Origin of the sequence: Rugamonas violacea (assembly GCF_016461825.1) — a bacterium.
GTDB lineage: Bacteria > Pseudomonadota > Gammaproteobacteria > Burkholderiales > Burkholderiaceae_D > Rugamonas.
On the sequence record NZ_JAEMNU010000034.1, the window covers coordinates 13,010 to 27,573 of the forward strand.

General features: G+C 66.6%; 14 protein-coding genes. 3 read left to right on the plus strand and 11 right to left on the minus strand.

Going from position 1 to position 14,564, the window contains the following annotated elements:
• Positions 1-119 precede the first annotated feature (119 nt).
• A complete protein-coding gene (gene tgt, locus H7U20_RS07015; protein WP_199518894.1) occupies positions 120-1,259 on the minus strand; it encodes a tRNA guanosine(34) transglycosylase Tgt in 1,140 nt (379 codons plus the stop codon).
• Positions 1,260-1,277: 18 nt separating this feature from the next.
• A complete protein-coding gene (gene queA / locus H7U20_RS07020) occupies positions 1,278-2,339 on the minus strand; it encodes a tRNA preQ1(34) S-adenosylmethionine ribosyltransferase-isomerase QueA (RefSeq protein WP_199518895.1) in 1,062 nt (353 codons plus the stop codon).
• A gap of 159 nt (positions 2,340-2,498) precedes the next feature.
• Here queA and recG point away from each other — a divergent pair, with 159 nt between their 5' ends.
• Positions 2,499-4,565, plus strand: coding sequence for an ATP-dependent DNA helicase RecG (recG, locus tag H7U20_RS07025; protein WP_199518896.1), 2,067 nt, complete (start codon positions 2,499-2,501; stop codon positions 4,563-4,565).
• Positions 4,566-4,715: 150 nt separating this feature from the next.
• Here recG and H7U20_RS30635 read toward each other — a convergent pair whose 3' ends face one another.
• The 5 genes from H7U20_RS30635 to pyrC form a co-directional block, all read right to left on the minus strand.
• A complete protein-coding gene (locus tag H7U20_RS30635) occupies positions 4,716-4,844 on the minus strand; it encodes a hypothetical protein (protein ID WP_255522484.1) in 129 nt (42 codons plus the stop codon).
• Positions 4,841-6,061, minus strand: a complete 1,221-nt coding sequence (locus H7U20_RS07030; RefSeq protein WP_199518897.1) for an MFS transporter — start codon at positions 6,059-6,061, stop codon at positions 4,841-4,843. Before H7U20_RS07030 ends, H7U20_RS30635 begins: the two co-directional genes overlap by 4 nt.
• A 199-nt stretch (positions 6,062-6,260) precedes the next feature.
• On the minus strand, positions 6,261-7,265 hold the full coding sequence (locus H7U20_RS07035; RefSeq protein ID WP_199518898.1) for a Gfo/Idh/MocA family protein: 1,005 nt from the start codon (positions 7,263-7,265) through the stop codon (positions 6,261-6,263).
• Positions 7,266-7,299: 34 nt separating this feature from the next.
• A complete protein-coding gene (locus H7U20_RS07040; RefSeq protein WP_199518899.1) occupies positions 7,300-8,112 on the minus strand; it encodes a DUF3025 domain-containing protein in 813 nt (270 codons plus the stop codon).
• Positions 8,113-8,115: 3 nt separating this feature from the next.
• Positions 8,116-9,168, minus strand: coding sequence for a dihydroorotase (gene pyrC, locus H7U20_RS07045; protein ID WP_199518900.1), 1,053 nt, complete (start codon positions 9,166-9,168; stop codon positions 8,116-8,118).
• 176 nt (positions 9,169-9,344) lie between these two features.
• Between pyrC and H7U20_RS07050 the strand changes: the two genes are divergently transcribed.
• Together H7U20_RS07050 and H7U20_RS07055 are read left to right on the plus strand one after the other, a co-directional pair.
• Complete coding sequence (locus H7U20_RS07050) at positions 9,345-10,940, plus strand: anti-phage dCTP deaminase (RefSeq protein ID WP_199518901.1); 1,596 nt, start codon at positions 9,345-9,347, stop codon at positions 10,938-10,940.
• The gene (locus H7U20_RS07055) at positions 10,894-11,142 is read left to right on the plus strand and encodes a hypothetical protein (RefSeq protein WP_199518902.1); all 249 of its coding nucleotides are present in this window, start codon (positions 10,894-10,896) and stop codon (positions 11,140-11,142) included. Before H7U20_RS07050 ends, H7U20_RS07055 begins: the two co-directional genes overlap by 47 nt.
• Positions 11,143-11,188: 46 nt before the next feature.
• Here the strand turns inward: H7U20_RS07055 and H7U20_RS07060 are convergent, their stop codons facing one another.
• From H7U20_RS07060 to H7U20_RS07075, 4 genes are all read right to left on the minus strand, one after another.
• The gene (locus tag H7U20_RS07060; protein WP_199518903.1) at positions 11,189-11,881 is read right to left on the minus strand and encodes an amino acid ABC transporter permease; all 693 of its coding nucleotides are present in this window, start codon (positions 11,879-11,881) and stop codon (positions 11,189-11,191) included.
• The gene (locus tag H7U20_RS07065) at positions 11,881-12,615 is read right to left on the minus strand and encodes an amino acid ABC transporter permease (protein ID WP_199518904.1); all 735 of its coding nucleotides are present in this window, start codon (positions 12,613-12,615) and stop codon (positions 11,881-11,883) included. Before H7U20_RS07065 ends, H7U20_RS07060 begins: the two co-directional genes overlap by 1 nt.
• A gap of 29 nt (positions 12,616-12,644) precedes the next feature.
• On the minus strand, positions 12,645-13,601 hold the full coding sequence (locus H7U20_RS07070; RefSeq protein WP_199518905.1) for an amino acid ABC transporter substrate-binding protein: 957 nt from the start codon (positions 13,599-13,601) through the stop codon (positions 12,645-12,647).
• A 198-nt stretch (positions 13,602-13,799) separates the two neighbouring features.
• Positions 13,800-14,525 carry an amino acid ABC transporter ATP-binding protein gene (locus tag H7U20_RS07075; RefSeq protein ID WP_199518906.1) on the minus strand — a complete coding sequence of 242 codons (726 nt, stop codon included), beginning with the start codon at positions 14,523-14,525 and terminating at the stop codon, positions 13,800-13,802.
• Positions 14,526-14,564 lie beyond the last annotated feature (39 nt).

The window sequence follows — 14,564 nt, forward strand, 5'->3', positions numbered from 1 at the left end:
TGCTTGGAACGGTGGCGGCGGCGGCGAAAACCACCCAAAGGCGGAGAGCCGGGGTCAGACCCCGCGGGGTCTGACCCCAGTTTTTGCCTCTGGGTTTGCTTGACTTAGCGGCGCCGAGATCAAACGCCGCGGGCCCGGTCGGCGTGGAATTGCAGGGTCCAGGCGTGGAAGCGGTCCTCGTCGAGCGCCTCGCGCATCTGGCGCATGATGTCGAGGTAGTAATGCAGGTTGTGGATGGTGTTCAGGCGCGCGCCGAGGATCTCCTGGGTGCGGTTCAGGTGGTGCAGGTAGGCGCGCGAGAAGTTGCGGCAGGCGTAGCAGGCGCAGCTCTCGTCGAGCGGCGCCATGTCTTCCTTGTAGCGGGCGTTCTTGATCTTGACGTCGCCGAAGCGGGTGAAGATCCAGCCGTTGCGCGCGTTGCGGGTCGGCATCACGCAGTCGAACATGTCGATGCCGTTCGACACGCCGGCCACCAGGTCCTCCGGCGTGCCCACGCCCATCAGGTAGTGCGGCTTGTTGGCCGGCAGGCGCGGGCCGACGTGGGCCAACATGCGCATCATGTCCTCCTTCGGCTCGCCGACCGACAGGCCGCCGATGGCCAGGCCGGGGAAGTCGATCTCCTCCAGCTGGGCCAGCGACTCGTCGCGCAGGTTCTCGAACATGCCGCCCTGGACGATGCCGAACAGCGCGTTCGGGTTGCCGCCGCGGTGGAACTCGTCGTGCGAGCGCTGCGCCCAGCGCAGCGACATGCGCATCGACTTGGCCGCCTCGTCGAGCGTGGCCGGGCGGCCTTCGATCTCGTAGGGGGTGCACTCGTCGAACTGCATGACGATGTCGGAGTTGAGCACGCGCTGGATCTGCATCGACACTTCGGGCGAGAGGAACAGCTTGTCGCCGTTGATCGGCGAATTGAAGTGCACGCCCTCCTCCGTGATCTTGCGCATGGCGCCCAGCGAGAACACCTGGAAGCCGCCCGAGTCGGTCAGGATGGGCTTGTCCCAGGCCATGAAGTCGTGCAGGCCGCCGAACTTGGCGATCACGTCGTTGCCCGGACGCAGCCACAGGTGGAAGGTGTTGCCGAGGATGATCTCGGCCTTGATTTCCTTGAGTTCCAGCGGCGACATCGCCTTGACCGAGCCGTAGGTGCCGACCGGCATGAAGATCGGGGTCTGCACTTCGCCGTGGTTGAGCTTGACGGTGCCGCGGCGGGCCTTGGTCAGGCCGCTGGTATCGGTCTTGATGAGTTTAAATTCCAACATGAGCGTTTTTCTCTTCTCTTAATTATTCGATGAGTTATTCGATGAATTTTTCTGTGCTTGCCGCGACTGGGTGGTCAGCAGCATGGCGTCGCCGTAGCTGAAGAAGCGGTATTCGCTGGCGATGGCGTGGGCGTAGGCGGCGCGGATTTCGGCGTAACCGGCGAAGGCCGAGACCAGCATCAGCAGGGTCGACTTGGGCAGGTGGAAGTTGGTGATCAGCCGGGTCACGGTCTTGAACAGGTAGCCGGGCGTGATGAACAGCGCGGTGTCGGCGCTGCCGGCGAGCAGTTCGCCGCTCTGCGAGGCCGACTCCAGCGCGCGCAGGCTGGTGGTGCCGACGGCCACCACGTCGCGCCCGGCGGCGCGGGTGGCGCGCACCGCGTCCACCGTGGCCTGCGGCAGGGTGTACCACTCGGTGTGCATCTTGTGCTCGCTCAGCACCTCGGCGCGCACCGGCTGGAAGGTGCCGGCGCCGACGTGCAGGGTGACGTAGGCGAAGCGCACGCCCTTGGCGGCCAGTTGCGCCAGCAGTTTCTCGTCGAAGTGCAGGCCGGCGGTGGGCGCGGCGACGGCGCCTGGCACCTTGTTGAACACGGTCTGGTAGCGCGTCTCGTCGAAGGCGTCGGCCGTGTGTTCGATGTAGGGCGGCAGCGGCAGGCGGCCGTGCGCCTCGATCAGCTCGAACACGTCGGCGTCGAAGTGCAGCGTGAAGAACTCGCCGGCGCGCGCGCCGACGGTGACGTCGAAGGCGTCGGCCAGGCGGATCTTGCAGCCCGGCGGCGGCGACTTGGAGGCGCGCACCTGGGCCAGCACGGTGCGCTCGTCGAGCACGCGCTCGACTAGCGCCTCGACCTTGCCGCCGCTCTCCTTGACGCCGAAGAAGCGCGCCTTCAGCACGCGGGTGTCGTTCATCACCAGCAGGTCGCCGGCCTGCAGTTGGTCGACGATGTCGGCGAACTGGCGGTCGACCAGTTGCTGGCCATCGAGGTGCAGCAGGCGCGAGGCGCTGCGGTCCGGCAGGGGAAATTGCGCGATGCGCTCTGGCGGCAAGTTAAAATCGAAATCGGAAAGCGAGTACATGGGCAAACTTCTAGACGGTGTGAGGAAAATGCGAACGGCGCCCGGATCGCGCACACTATGCCGCGATCCCGCGCAAGCCTTACAATATCGGCCTCGCTGCGCGACGGCCAACCCTCTATTTTACGCTAGCGCCTGAAAACGCCCGCAAAACGCCCGAATATGCCCGTTCCGAAGCCAAAAACAGTCAAGAAAGTCGTCAGCCCGGAGGCCAAGCTGGCCAAACTCGGCCTGCGCACCGACATGGACCTGGTGCTGCACCTGCCCATGCGCTACGAGGACGAGACCCAGGTCATCAGCATCGAGGAGGCCTGTTTGCACGGCGGCGAGTCGTCCCAGGTCGAGGGCCTGGTGGTGAAGAACGAAATCACCTTCAAGCCGCGGCGCCAGCTGCTGGTGCACATCGCCGACGCGAGCGGCGACCTGCAACTGCGCTTCATGAACTTCTACGGCAGCCAGGTCAAGCAACTGGCCGAGGGCACCCGGGTGCGCGCGCGCGGCGAGCTGAAACACGGCTTCTTCGGCGCCGAGATGGTGCACCCGACCTACAAGGTGGTCAACGAGGGCGCCCCGCTGCCCACTTCGCTGACGCCGGTCTACCCGTCCGGCGAGGGCCTGTCGCAGCCGATCCTGCGGCGCGCCATCAACGACGCCATGCAGCGCATCGACTGGACCGACACCTTGCCGGCCGAGCTGCGCGCCGAGATGAGCCTGTCCGACTTCGAACCCTCGGTCAAGCTGCTGCACTATCCGCCGCAGCAGGTCGACGAGCACGCCCTGGCCGACCGTTCGCACCCGGCCTGGGTGCGCATGAAGTTCGACGAGCTGCTGGCCCAGCAGCTCTCGCTCAAGCGCGCCCAGCGCGCCCGCCGCTCCAAGGGCGCCGCCGCGCTGAAGAGCGTCGGCGCGCTGTCGCAGGCCTTCCAGGCGGCGCTGCCGTTCCAGCTGACCGGCGCCCAGCAGCGCGTGCTCGACGAGATCCGCGCCGACCTGCGCCATCCCTATCCGATGCAGCGCCTGCTGCAGGGCGACGTCGGCAGCGGCAAGACGGTGGTGTCGGCGCTGGCCGCCGCGCAGGCCATCGACAGCGGCTTCCAGGCGGCGCTGATGGCGCCCACCGAGATCCTGGCCGACCAGCACTTCCGCAAGATCGCGGCGTGGATGGAGCCGCTCGGCGTCAAGGTGGCCTGGCTGACCGGCAGCCTGAAAAAGAAGGACAAGCTGGCCGCCTACGCCTTGATCGAGTCGGGCGAGGCGCAACTGGTGATCGGCACCCACGCGCTGATCCAGGACGGCGTGCAATTCGCCAAGCTGGGCCTGGTGATCGTCGACGAGCAGCACCGCTTCGGCGTCGGCCAGCGCCTGACCTTGCGCAACAAGGGCGACGTCAACGCCGTGCCGCACCAACTGATGATGTCGGCCACGCCGATCCCGCGCACCCTGGCGATGACCTACTACGCCGATCTGGAGGTGTCGGTGATCGACGAGCTGCCGCCCGGCCGCAGCCCGATCGTCACCCGCGCCATCGACCAGAACCGGCGCGACGAGGTGATCGAACGGGTCTACGCGGCGGCGCAGGAAGGCCGCCAGGTGTACTGGGTCTGCCCGTTGATCGAGGAGTCCGAGGCGCTGCAGCTGCAAACCGCCACCGACACCCACGCCATGCTGGCCGACTCGCTGCCCGGCCTGGCGGTCGGCCTGGTGCATGGCCGCATGAAGACGGCTGAAAAACAGGAGGTGATGGACGCCTTCAGCGCCGGCCAGGTGCACGTGCTGGTGGCCACCACGGTGATCGAGGTGGGGGTCGACGTGCCGAACGCCTCGCTGATGGTGATCGAACACGCCGAGCGTTTCGGCCTGTCGCAGCTGCACCAACTGCGCGGCCGGGTCGGTCGCGGCTCGGCGGCCAGCGTCTGCCTGCTGCTGTATCAGGGCCCGCTGGGCGGTGTGGCGCGCCAGCGCCTGATGACGATGCGCGAGACCACCGACGGCTTCGAGATCGCCCGCCGCGATCTGGAGATACGCGGCCCCGGCGAATTCCTCGGCGCGCGCCAGTCGGGTCAGGCGATGCTGCGCTTCGCCGACCTGGAGACGGACGGCTGGCTGGTCGACCAGGCGCGCGACGTGGCGCAGGACCTGCTGCACGCCAGCACGCCGGACAAGGCGGCCACGGTGGAGGCCCACCTGGCCCGCTGGCTGGGCGGCAAAGAGGAGTTTCTCAAGGTCTAGGCCGGGTACTGAGCTGTGAAGTTCGCGCGCAGGGTGCGCCAAAACCACCCAACGGCGGAGAGCCAGGGACGGACCCCTCGGGGTCCGTCCCTAGATTTACGCCGCTGGGTTTTGCGCAGGACACCGGCACATAGAACGCCCCCGCCGCCGCTAGAAGCACAGCGTGAAGCGGTTGGCCAGGTCGAACATGAAATCCGGCCGCAGATAGGCGATGAACACCAGCGCCAGCACGGCGGCCAGCGCCAGCCGCGGCAGCCAGCGTTTCAGCGGCGCGCTCATGCCGCCGCCAGCCCGCCCTTGCGCACCAAGGGCCGCTCGTCGATCGGCAGGTTGATCAGGCCGGCCATCACACCCAGGCCGATGCTGATGGCCCACACCATGTCGTAGCTGCCCAACTTGGTGAACAGGTAGCCGCCCAACCAGACGCCGATGAAGCTGCCCACCTGGTGCGAGAAGAACACCACGCCGGCCAGCATCGACATGTGCTTGACGCCGAAGATGCCGGCGATGACGCCATTCGTCAGCGGCACCGTCGACAGCCAGATCAAGCCCATCGCGGCGGCGAACGCATACACCGACCAGGCGCTCAGCGGCGCCAGCAGGAACAGCGAAATCACCGCCGCGCGGATGAAGTAGATGGCCGACAGCAGGTAGCGCTTGGGCAGGCGTCCGCCCAACTTGCCGGCCTGGTAGGAGCCGATGATGTTGAACAGGCCGATCAAGGCCAGCGCCATCACGGCGATGTTGCCGTTGGCCAGACCCTTGTCCTTCAGGTAGGCCGGCAGGTGCACGCCGATGAACACCAGTTGGAAGCCGCAGACAAAATAGCCGGCCACCAGCAGCAGGAAGGAGCGGTTGCGCAACGCCTCGCCCATCGCCTCGCCGATGCTCTGCTGCGGGCCGTGGTGGTGCGCCACCGCCGGCTCGCGCAGGAAAAAGGCCATCGGCACCATCGCCAGGACCACCAGCGCCGCCAGCAAGTAGAAGGCGGCCTGCCAACCCAGCGCGGAAATCATCTGCTGCTCGACCGGCATCATCAGGAACTGGCCGAAGGAACTGGCGGCGCCGGACACGCCGAAGGCCCAGGAGCGCTGCTGCGGCGTGGCGGTGCGGCCGATGATGCCGCTGATCGCGCCGAAGGCGGTGCAGGCCAGGGCGAAGCCGATCAGCAAGCCGGAACCGAGCACGAACCAGGTGGCGTTGGTCACCAGCGCCATCCACACCAGGCCGCCCATGTAGGCCAACGCGCCGACCAGCACCACGCGCATGGTGCCGAAGCGGTCGGCCGCCATGCCGGCGAAGGGGCCGAACACGCCCCACATCAGGTTCTGCACGGCCAGCGCCAGCGAGTAGGTCTCGCGGGTCCAGCCGTTGGCCTGCGAGATCGGCTGCATCCAGAAGCCGAAACCGTGGCGCACGCCCATGGCCAGGGTGAGGATAAGGCCGCTGGCGAGCAGGACGGTTTTGAGCGACGGTGCGCGGTCGGTGGTGAACATGGTCTTCTTTCTGTCTCGGTGAGCCCGCTGGGGGCTCGGTCGGCGCCTAGGCGGGCGCTCTGGGGAATGGCGGATTTGGCGCTCATTGAAGGCGCCGGCGGCTATAAAAACCACCCAGGGGCACAGAGCCGGGGTCGGACCCTGCGGGTCTGACCCCAGATTGTGCCTGCGGGTTTGCTTAACTTGGCGGCATTGGGATCTAGCTGCCGACGCGGTCGGCGCCGTAACGCAGGCCGATCTGCTCGCGGATGGTGTCGAGCACGCCCATCAGCGCCAGCGTTTCGGCGTGCGGCATGATGGGGCTTTCGATCAGGCCGGCGCGCAGGCAGCGGCCCACCTCGATGGCCTCGTGGGCGTAGCCGTTGCCGCTGCGCGGCAGCACGATGGTGCGGCTGCTGCGCGCGGCGCCGTTGACCAAGGTGACCGAAATCTCCTCGGTGTTGTGGAAGCGGTCGTGCAGGCGCACGAAGCCCTTGCTGCCGGAGATGGTCAGCTCGGTCGGCGTGCGCGCCCGCAGGCTGCAGCTGCAGGCCGACAGGGCGCCGCCCTGGTGGCGCAGCGAGAAGGCGGTCTGCAGGTCGACCCCGGTCGGCCCCATCTGCGCCTGCGCCTGCACCGACTCGACGGCGCCGAGGAAGAAGGCGGCCATCGACAGCGGGTAGATGCCCAGGTCGAGCAGGGCGCCGCCGCCCAGCTCGGGGTTGAGCACGCGGTGCTCGGGCGGGAAGTCGGCGGCGAAGCCGAAGTCGGCGTTCAGGCTGACGGCCTGGCCGATCTCGCCGCTGGCGACGATGCGTTTGGCCTCCTGCACGGCCGGCAGGAAGCGGGTCCACATCGCCTCCATGACGAACAGGTTTTTCTGCCGCGCCAGGGCGATGATTTCCTCGGCCTGGGGCCGGTTCATGGTGAAGGATTTTTCCACCAGCACGGCCTTGCCGCCGCGCAGACACAGCAGCGCGTTCTCGTGGTGCATGGGGTGCGGCGTGGCGATGTAGACGACGTCGACGTCGGCGTCGTCGGCCAGCGCCTGATAGCTGCCGTGGCTGCGCGCGGCGCCGAACTCCAGGCCGAAGGCGGCGGCGCTGGCGACGCTGCGCGAGGCCACCGCCGCCAGCTCGGCGCCGGGGGTGTCTTTCAGCGCGGCGGCGAAGGCCTTGGCGATCTTGCCGGTTCCCAGAATACCCCAGCGTATGGTGTGGCTCATGTTCTACTTTCTGCCGCCGCGGCGGCCTGTCGTGTCACTCCGCCGGGGCGCCCCGTTTCGGCCGGAACACGCTGACGTCGTCATAAAATGCCTGGTCCTGCCGCGGCCACCAGCCCGGCACGCCGAGCACCGGCAACGGCGTGAAATCGGCCGTGCCCAGGTCCCGCGCCGCCAGCGCGTCCGCCTCGTGGGCGTCGAGCCAGGCGCGCCGCGCCGCGCCGTCCAGCGCGAAGTAGTCGTCGCCGGCCAGCACCACGCGGGTGTGCGCCGTGATGGCCTTGCGCGGCGCCACCAGCTTTTCCATCAGCGCATGACCGAACAGCCACAACTGGGCGTCGGCGGCAAAACTGGCGCGCCGCTCGACGAAAACCTCGCTCCAGCGGTGGCCGCGCAGCGCCTCGACCAGGGCGTGGCCGGCGGCGTTGTCGCGCACCACCAGCAGGGCCGCGTTCTCGTCGTAGATCGTGGCGGCGTCGCGCGCCGGACCGCGCGACTTGCCGACGCCGTCGCGGGCGATCTGCGCCGCCTGCAACGCGTTCAGCGTCACCTTGATGCGCGGGAAGCTGAGCCACACCAGCGCGTTGAAAAAATCGTGCAGGTTGTCGCGCGTCGGCACGCCGCCGGTGGCGCCGATGAAGGCTTCGTAGGCGGTGCCCTCGGGCAGCTCGCCTTGCGCCACAAAGCGCAAGGGCAAGCCCTGATGATTACACAAATCCAGCGCCGCCGCTTGGGCGCAAAATTTGTCGATGAAGCGGTTGTCGATGTAGCCTTCCGCGCCGGCCGCCAAGGTGGCGGCGGTGCGGATCGCGTCGTACCAGGGACGCGACCAGTCGATTGCGGCAAGCACGCCCTAGACCATTTTCCAGTTGATGGTTTCGCCGGCGTTGAGCGGCACCACCAGCTGGTCGGCCAGCGGCAGCGTCTCCGGCAGGGTCCAGGCCTCGCGCTTGAGGGTGATGGTGTCGCCGTTGCGCGGCAGGCCGTAGAAGGCCGGGCCGTGGAAGCTGGCGAAGCCTTCCAACTTGTCGAGCGCGCCGGCGCGTTCGAAGGCCTCGGCGTACAGCTCCATGGCGTGCAGCGCGGTGTAGCAGCCGGCGCAGCCGCAGGCCGCCTCCTTGGCGCCCTGGGCGTGCGGCGCCGAGTCGGTGCCGAGGAAGAAGCGCTCGTCGCCGCTGGTGGCGGCGGTCATCAGCGCCAGGCGGTGTTCTTCGCGCTTGAGCACCGGCAGGCAGTAGTAGTGCGGCCGGATGCCGCCCTTGAAGATCTCGTTGCGGTTGTACAGCAGGTGGTGGGCGGTGATGGTGGCGGCGATCGGGCCGTCCGCCTCGGCGACGTATTGCGCCGCGTCCTTGGTGGTGATGTGCTCGAAGACGATGTTGAGCGCCGGGAAGTCGCGGCGCAGCGGGCGCAGCACGCGCTCGATGAAGACCGCCTCGCGGTCGAACAGGTCGATGTCCGGGTCGGTCACCTCGCCGTGCACCAGGAAGGGCATGCCGACCTCCTGCATGGTTTCCAGCGTCTTGTAGCAATTGGCCAGGTCGGTCACACCGGCGTCGGAATTGGTGGTGGCGCCGGCCGGGTACAGCTTGACGGCATGGACGATGCCGCTGTCCTGGGCGCGCAGGATTTCGTCGGGCGGCGTGTTGTTGGTCAGATACAAAGTCATCAGCGGCTCGAAGGCCATGCCGGCCGGCAACGCGGCGAGGATGCGCTCGCGGTAGGCGGCGGCGGCGGCGGTGGTGGTGACCGGCGGCTTCAGGTTGGGCATGACGATGGCGCGGCCGAACTGGCGCGCGCTGTGCGGCAGCACGCTGGCCAGGGTGGCGCCGTCGCGCAGGTGCAGGTGCCAATCGTCCGGGCGGGTGATGGTCAGGCTGCTGGGGATGGTATCGATATTGGACATGGCGGCTCTCAATTGGCGGATGGCGCCATTTTACCCGTTGCGGCGGCGGCAGTCGCCATCCGGCAATCGCCCTACGGGGCGGGATGGCACAATAAGCCCGCGGCTTGAATTGTTACGATGAAGGTGAACGACAACTATCCGGTTACATGTTCGCATGACAACAATTAGGAGTTCGCATGTCCGCCAACACTCTCAAGTCGGTCCGCGGCGAGCCACCGGCGGTCGGCAAATTCGCCGGTGTCAGCACGGCCGACATCATCAGCTCCACCCATACCGAGGAACTGGTGATCGCCCTGTGCGGTCCGATCGGATCGCCGCTGCATGACGTCGGCGAGGCGATCCGGCAGACCCTGCTGAGCTCATTCGGCTACTTGAACTGCACTTATCTGCGCCTGAGCACATTCATCGCGGAACATGCGCAGACGGCCGGCGTGGCGATTCCGCCAGCCGGCGAGTATGCCCGGCTGGTCGGCATGATCGACGCCGGCAACAAGCTCAGGGAGAAATATGGCAATGCGATTCTCACCGAGCTGGCCATCAACCAGATTCGCTTCGACCGGGAACGCCACAAGGCCGACGGCAAGGAGCCAGGCTACACGGCGCGGCGCGTGGTGCATATCATCGACTCGATCAAGAATGAAGACGAGCTTGCCCTGCTGCGCCTGGTGTATCGCGACATGCTCTACGTCGTTGGCGTGTACGCGCCGCTGCCCACGCGCGAAGCCAACTTGAAAGATCTTGGACTCAGCACGCCACAAATCTACAGCCTGATCGACCGCGATTCGGGCGAGGAATCGAAGGCCGGCCAAACGGTCGGCAACACCTTCCCCAACTGCGATTTTTTCCTCCGCACCGGCGACGGCACCGACTCGGAACTACATCGCCGGGTCGAGCGCTTTCTCCATCTCATCCTGGGCTCGCAAGTCATCACGCCGACCTACGCGGAGACGGCGATGTACGCAGCGGCGATGGCCAGCGCCAACTCAGCTTGTCTGTCGCGGCAGGTGGGCGCCACGGTCACCGATGGCAAGGGCAACATCCTCAGCATCGGTTGGAACGACGTGCCCTCGGTTGGCGGCGGACTGTACAGCGGCGGCGTGCACGACCACCGCTGCTACAACATCGCCGGCGGCAAGTGCTTCAATGACACGGAGAAAGACTGGTTGGCGCAGGAGATGATTGATGCGCTGAGCGAGGTCATCGAACCATCCAAGCTGGCGCGCGCCAAGGAAATCTTGCGAAACGCGAGCAAGCTGAAGGGGCTGATCGAGTTTTCCCGCGCCATCCATGCCGAAATGCACGCCATCCTCAACGCGGGCAAGACGGCGGGCGACCGCCTGCCGGGAGGAAAATTGTTCGTCACCACCTATCCCTGCCACTCCTGTGCGCGCCACATCGTCGCGGCCGGCATCGCCGAGGTGTTCTACATCGAACCCTACAGAAAGAGTCTGGCGATTAAGTTGCATGGCGACGCAATTTCCGAGCACGAGGCGGACCAGGGCAAGGTTCGCATCCTGGCTTTCGACGGTGTCGCCCCCTCGCGCTATTTGACGCTGTTCCGAGTGCCGCAAAATTCACGCAAACGGGATGGAAAACTGATTACAATACCGTTAAAGGAATCGTCGCCCCGCATAAAGAAGAGCATGGAGGCGCTGCCTGCGCTGGAGGGACTGGTGGTTCAATCCCTGCGCGAAAAACAATTGCTTTCGGAAAGGGGAACAGAACATGAGCAGCCACCCACAGCCCCCGATACAACTCAGCCTGAACTTTGACGATACCCCCCCGGCGCAGATGGCGGCGTCGGCCGGCGCGGCAATTTTGCCGGACAGTTCGAGCGGCGCGGCGCCACAGCCACAGCCGCAGCCGCAAATGTCTGCCGCCATCATCCATCTGTCCCGCTTCCGCTCGGCGAAGCCGGACTACACTGAAATTCTATATCAGCGCATCCTTGATTCGGTGAAGCACATCGGCTAATTCGCCTTGACTGCGGCGCCAGGCGCCAGGCCCGTTTCCCATCACGCTAGCGGATGATCGCCACGCGCTTCTGCAACTGCCTGGCCAGCCAGGACAGCAAACAGCACAGCGCGAAATACACCACGGCGACAAAAATATACATCTCGACCAGGCGGCCGTCGCGCTGCGCCACCTTGCTGGCGGCGCCGACGAAGTCGGGGATCGACAGCACGTACACCAGCGAGACGTCCTGGAACAACACGATGGTCTGCGTCAGCAGCACCGGCAGCATGTTGCGGAAGGCTTGCGGCAGCACGATGTGGCCCATCGCCTGCCAGTAACCCATGCCCAGCGCCTGCGCCGCCAGCATCTGCCCGCGCGGGATGGCCTGTATGCCGCCGCGCATGATCTCGCAGTAGTAGGCGGCCTGGAACAGGGTGAAGGTGATCAGCGCCGACCAGAAGGTGCCGACCTTGACCGGTTCCGCCGCGCCGACCAGCCAGGCGGCCAGGTAGGGCACCAGGAAGTAGAACCAGAAGATCACCAGCACCAGCGGCACGGCGCGGACCAGGTTGACGTAAGCGGCGCAAAGCAGCGACAGCGGCCGCCAGCCGGACAGGCGGCCCAGCGCCAGCAGGGTGCCCAGCGCGACGCCGCCCAGCATGGCCAGCGCGGTCAGTTGCAGGGTGAAGACCATGCCGACCTGGAACAGGTAGACCCAGGAGCGGGCGATGACGTCGAAGTCGAACTGGGCGAACATCAACGCGACCCGCCCAGGGTGCCGGGCAGCGCCAGGCGGCGCTCCAGCGCGTGCATCAGCCACACCACCAGCAGGTTGGCCACCACGTAGATCAAGGTGGCGGCGCTGAAGGCCTCGAACACCTGGAAGGAGAACTCCTGGATGGCGCGCGCGCTGGCGGTCAGTTCCATCAAGCCGATGGTCAGCGCCACCGAGCTGTTCTTGATGATGTTGAGGAACTCGCTGGCCAGCGGCGGCAGCACCACGCGCAAGGCCAGCGGCAGCAGCACGTGGCGATAGGTCTGCGGCAGCGACAGGCCGAGCGCCAGGCCGGCCAGGCGCTGGCCGCCGGACAGCGCCTCGATGCCGGCGCTGACCTGCACCGCCACCCGCGCCGAAGTGAAGAAGCCGAGGCAGACCACGGCGGTGACGAAGGGGGCGTTGGGCAGCGCCTTGAGCCAATCGCCGCCGGCCGGCGGCAGCAACTCGGGCACGACGAAAAACCACAGGAACATCTGCACCAGCAGGGGCACGTTGCGGAACAGTTCAACGTAGGCGGTGCCGAGCCGGCGCAGCCACGGCGACGGCAGGGTGCGCAAGGTGCCGACGGCCAGCCCCAGCGCCAGCGCCATCAGCCAGGCCGTCAGCGAGGTGGCGACGGTCCAGCCCAGGCCGGACAGCAAGGTCTGCCAATAGCTGTGCACGCCGTCCGGCGACATCTCGCCGAAGATGGCCCAGTTCCAGTGGTAGTTCATCGGGCGCCGCGCCTAGCTTGGGGCTGGGGCTACTTCTTCTTGCTGGCGGCCTGCTGCGCCGGCGGCACCGCCGCGTAGGCGGCCGGGTCGGGCGAGTCGGTCGGCTTGGCGATCACCGCCTTCAACTGCGGCGGCATGGGGAAGTTCAGGTTGATGCCCTTGGGCGGGATGGCGCTGGTGAACCACTTGTTGTACAGCTTGGCGTAGTCGTCGGTGCGGTAGAAGTAGCTCAGCGCGGCGTCGACCGCCTGCTTGAACTCGGGGTCGTCGCGCCGCAGCATGATGCCGTAGGGCTCGACCGACAGCGCCTCGCTAGTGATCTCATACTCGCCCGGGTTGCGCGAGGTGGCCACCTGGCTGGCCAGCAGGATGTCGTCGTTGGCCTCGGCGACGGCGCGGCCGGTCTCCATCATCAGGAACGATTCCGGATGGTCCTTGCCGACCACGATGTTCATGCCCAGCTGCTGCTCGTTGTTGAGGATGGTCATCTGCTTGAGCGTGGTGGTGCCGGCGGTGGCCACCAGGGTCTTGCCCTTCATGTCGGCCAGGCTGCGGATGCGCGCCGACTTCTTGGCCAGCAGGCGGTTGGCGATGACGAACATGGTCGGCGCGAAGGCCACCTGCTTTTGCCGCTCGGCGTTGTTGGTGGTCGAGCCGCATTCGAGGTCGATGGTGCCGTTGGCCATCAGCGGGATGCGGTTGGCCGAGGTCACCGGGTTCATCACCACCTTGATGCCGGTCAGGCCCAGTTGTTTCTGCAGCGCCACGACGACCTTCATGCACAGGTCGACCGAATAGCCTTGGTACTGCTGCTTGTCGTCGAGGTAGGAGAAGGGGATGGAGCCGTCGCGCACGCCCAGCGTGATGCTGCCGTTGCGCTTGATCTTGGCCAGGGTGCCGCCCGGCTCGGCCGCGCCGGCCTGGGTGGCGAGGGTGGCGGCGAGCACGCCGCCGGTCAGAACTGCCAGTAGTCTCGACAATGCCATGTTTCCTCCGTGGACAGAAAAAAGCAGGGACAACCAACCGACTCAGCGCACTACTCAGTGGGCGACACAACGATTGCGACGGGATGTGCCGCGATAGTTTGCACTTTACTACGAATCCGCCGCATTGCGGCCGGCGCCGTGCGAATGAAGCGCCGATCGCCGGGCGCCGGCGCCGGCGCCGGCGAGGTTGCGGCAACGCTAGTGGATGATGCGGGCGAGGAAATCGCGCGCCCGCTCGGAACGGGCGCCGCCGAAGAACTCCTCCTTGGCGCAATCCTCCAAAATCCTGCCCTGGTCCATGAAGACGACGCGGTTGGCCACCTTCCTGGCGAAGCCCATCTCGTGGGTCACCACCAGCATGGTCATGCCCTCCTGGGCCAGGCCGACCATCACGTCGAGCACCTCGTTGATCATCTCCGGGTCGAGCGCCGAGGTGGGCTCGTCGAACAGCATGGCGATCGGGTCCATCGCCAGGGCGCGGGCGATCGCCACGCGCTGCTGCTGGCCGCCGGACAACTGGTTCGGATACTTGTCCTGCTGCGCCAGCAGGCCGACCCGGTCGAGCAGCTTCAGGCCGCGCACGGTGGCCTCGTCCTCCGTGCGGCCGAGCACCTTGACCTGGGCCAAGGTCAGGTTCTGCCGGATCGACAAATGGGGGAACAGTTCGAAGTTCTGGAACACCATGCCGATGCGGGCGCGCAGGGCCGGCAGATCGGTGCCGGGCGCGCCGACCGAGATGCCGTCGACGCGGATGCTGCCCTGCTGGAAGGGCTCGAGGCCGTTGACGGTCTTGATCAGGGTCGACTTGCCCGAGCCGGAAGGCCCGCAAATGACCATCACGTCGCCCTTGGCGACGCTGGTGCTGCAGTCGTCGAGGACCTGGAATTGGCCGTACCACTTGCTCAACTTGTTTATTTCGATCATCGGTCGATTTTTATGTGAAGACAGGGGAAAAACGCCCCG

Excerpts from the sequence above, each read along its gene's own strand:
- H7U20_RS07030 (WP_199518897.1), bottom strand. The coding sequence starts at position 6,061 with ATGTTCACCACCGACCGCGCACCGTCGCTCAAAACCGTCCTGCTCGCC.
- H7U20_RS07035 (WP_199518898.1), bottom strand. The coding sequence starts at position 7,265 with ATGAGCCACACCATACGCTGGGGTATTCTGGGAACCGGCAAGATCGCC.
- recG (WP_199518896.1), top strand. The coding sequence starts at position 2,499 with ATGCCCGTTCCGAAGCCAAAAACAGTCAAGAAAGTCGTCAGCCCGGAG.
- H7U20_RS07055 (WP_199518902.1), top strand. The coding sequence starts at position 10,894 with ATGAGCAGCCACCCACAGCCCCCGATACAACTCAGCCTGAACTTTGAC.
- H7U20_RS07065 (WP_199518904.1), bottom strand. The coding sequence starts at position 12,615 with ATGAACTACCACTGGAACTGGGCCATCTTCGGCGAGATGTCGCCGGAC.
- H7U20_RS07060 (WP_199518903.1), bottom strand. The coding sequence starts at position 11,881 with ATGTTCGCCCAGTTCGACTTCGACGTCATCGCCCGCTCCTGGGTCTAC.
- pyrC (WP_199518900.1), bottom strand. The coding sequence starts at position 9,168 with ATGTCCAATATCGATACCATCCCCAGCAGCCTGACCATCACCCGCCCG.
- H7U20_RS07050 (WP_199518901.1), top strand. The coding sequence starts at position 9,345 with ATGTCCGCCAACACTCTCAAGTCGGTCCGCGGCGAGCCACCGGCGGTC.
- H7U20_RS07075 (WP_199518906.1), bottom strand. The coding sequence starts at position 14,525 with ATGATCGAAATAAACAAGTTGAGCAAGTGGTACGGCCAATTCCAGGTC.
- queA (WP_199518895.1), bottom strand. The coding sequence starts at position 2,339 with ATGTACTCGCTTTCCGATTTCGATTTTAACTTGCCGCCAGAGCGCATC.
- H7U20_RS30635 (WP_255522484.1), bottom strand. The coding sequence starts at position 4,844 with ATGAGCGCGCCGCTGAAACGCTGGCTGCCGCGGCTGGCGCTGGCCGCC.
- H7U20_RS07070 (WP_199518905.1), bottom strand. The coding sequence starts at position 13,601 with ATGGCATTGTCGAGACTACTGGCAGTTCTGACCGGCGGCGTGCTCGCC.
- tgt (WP_199518894.1), bottom strand. The coding sequence starts at position 1,259 with ATGTTGGAATTTAAACTCATCAAGACCGATACCAGCGGCCTGACCAAG.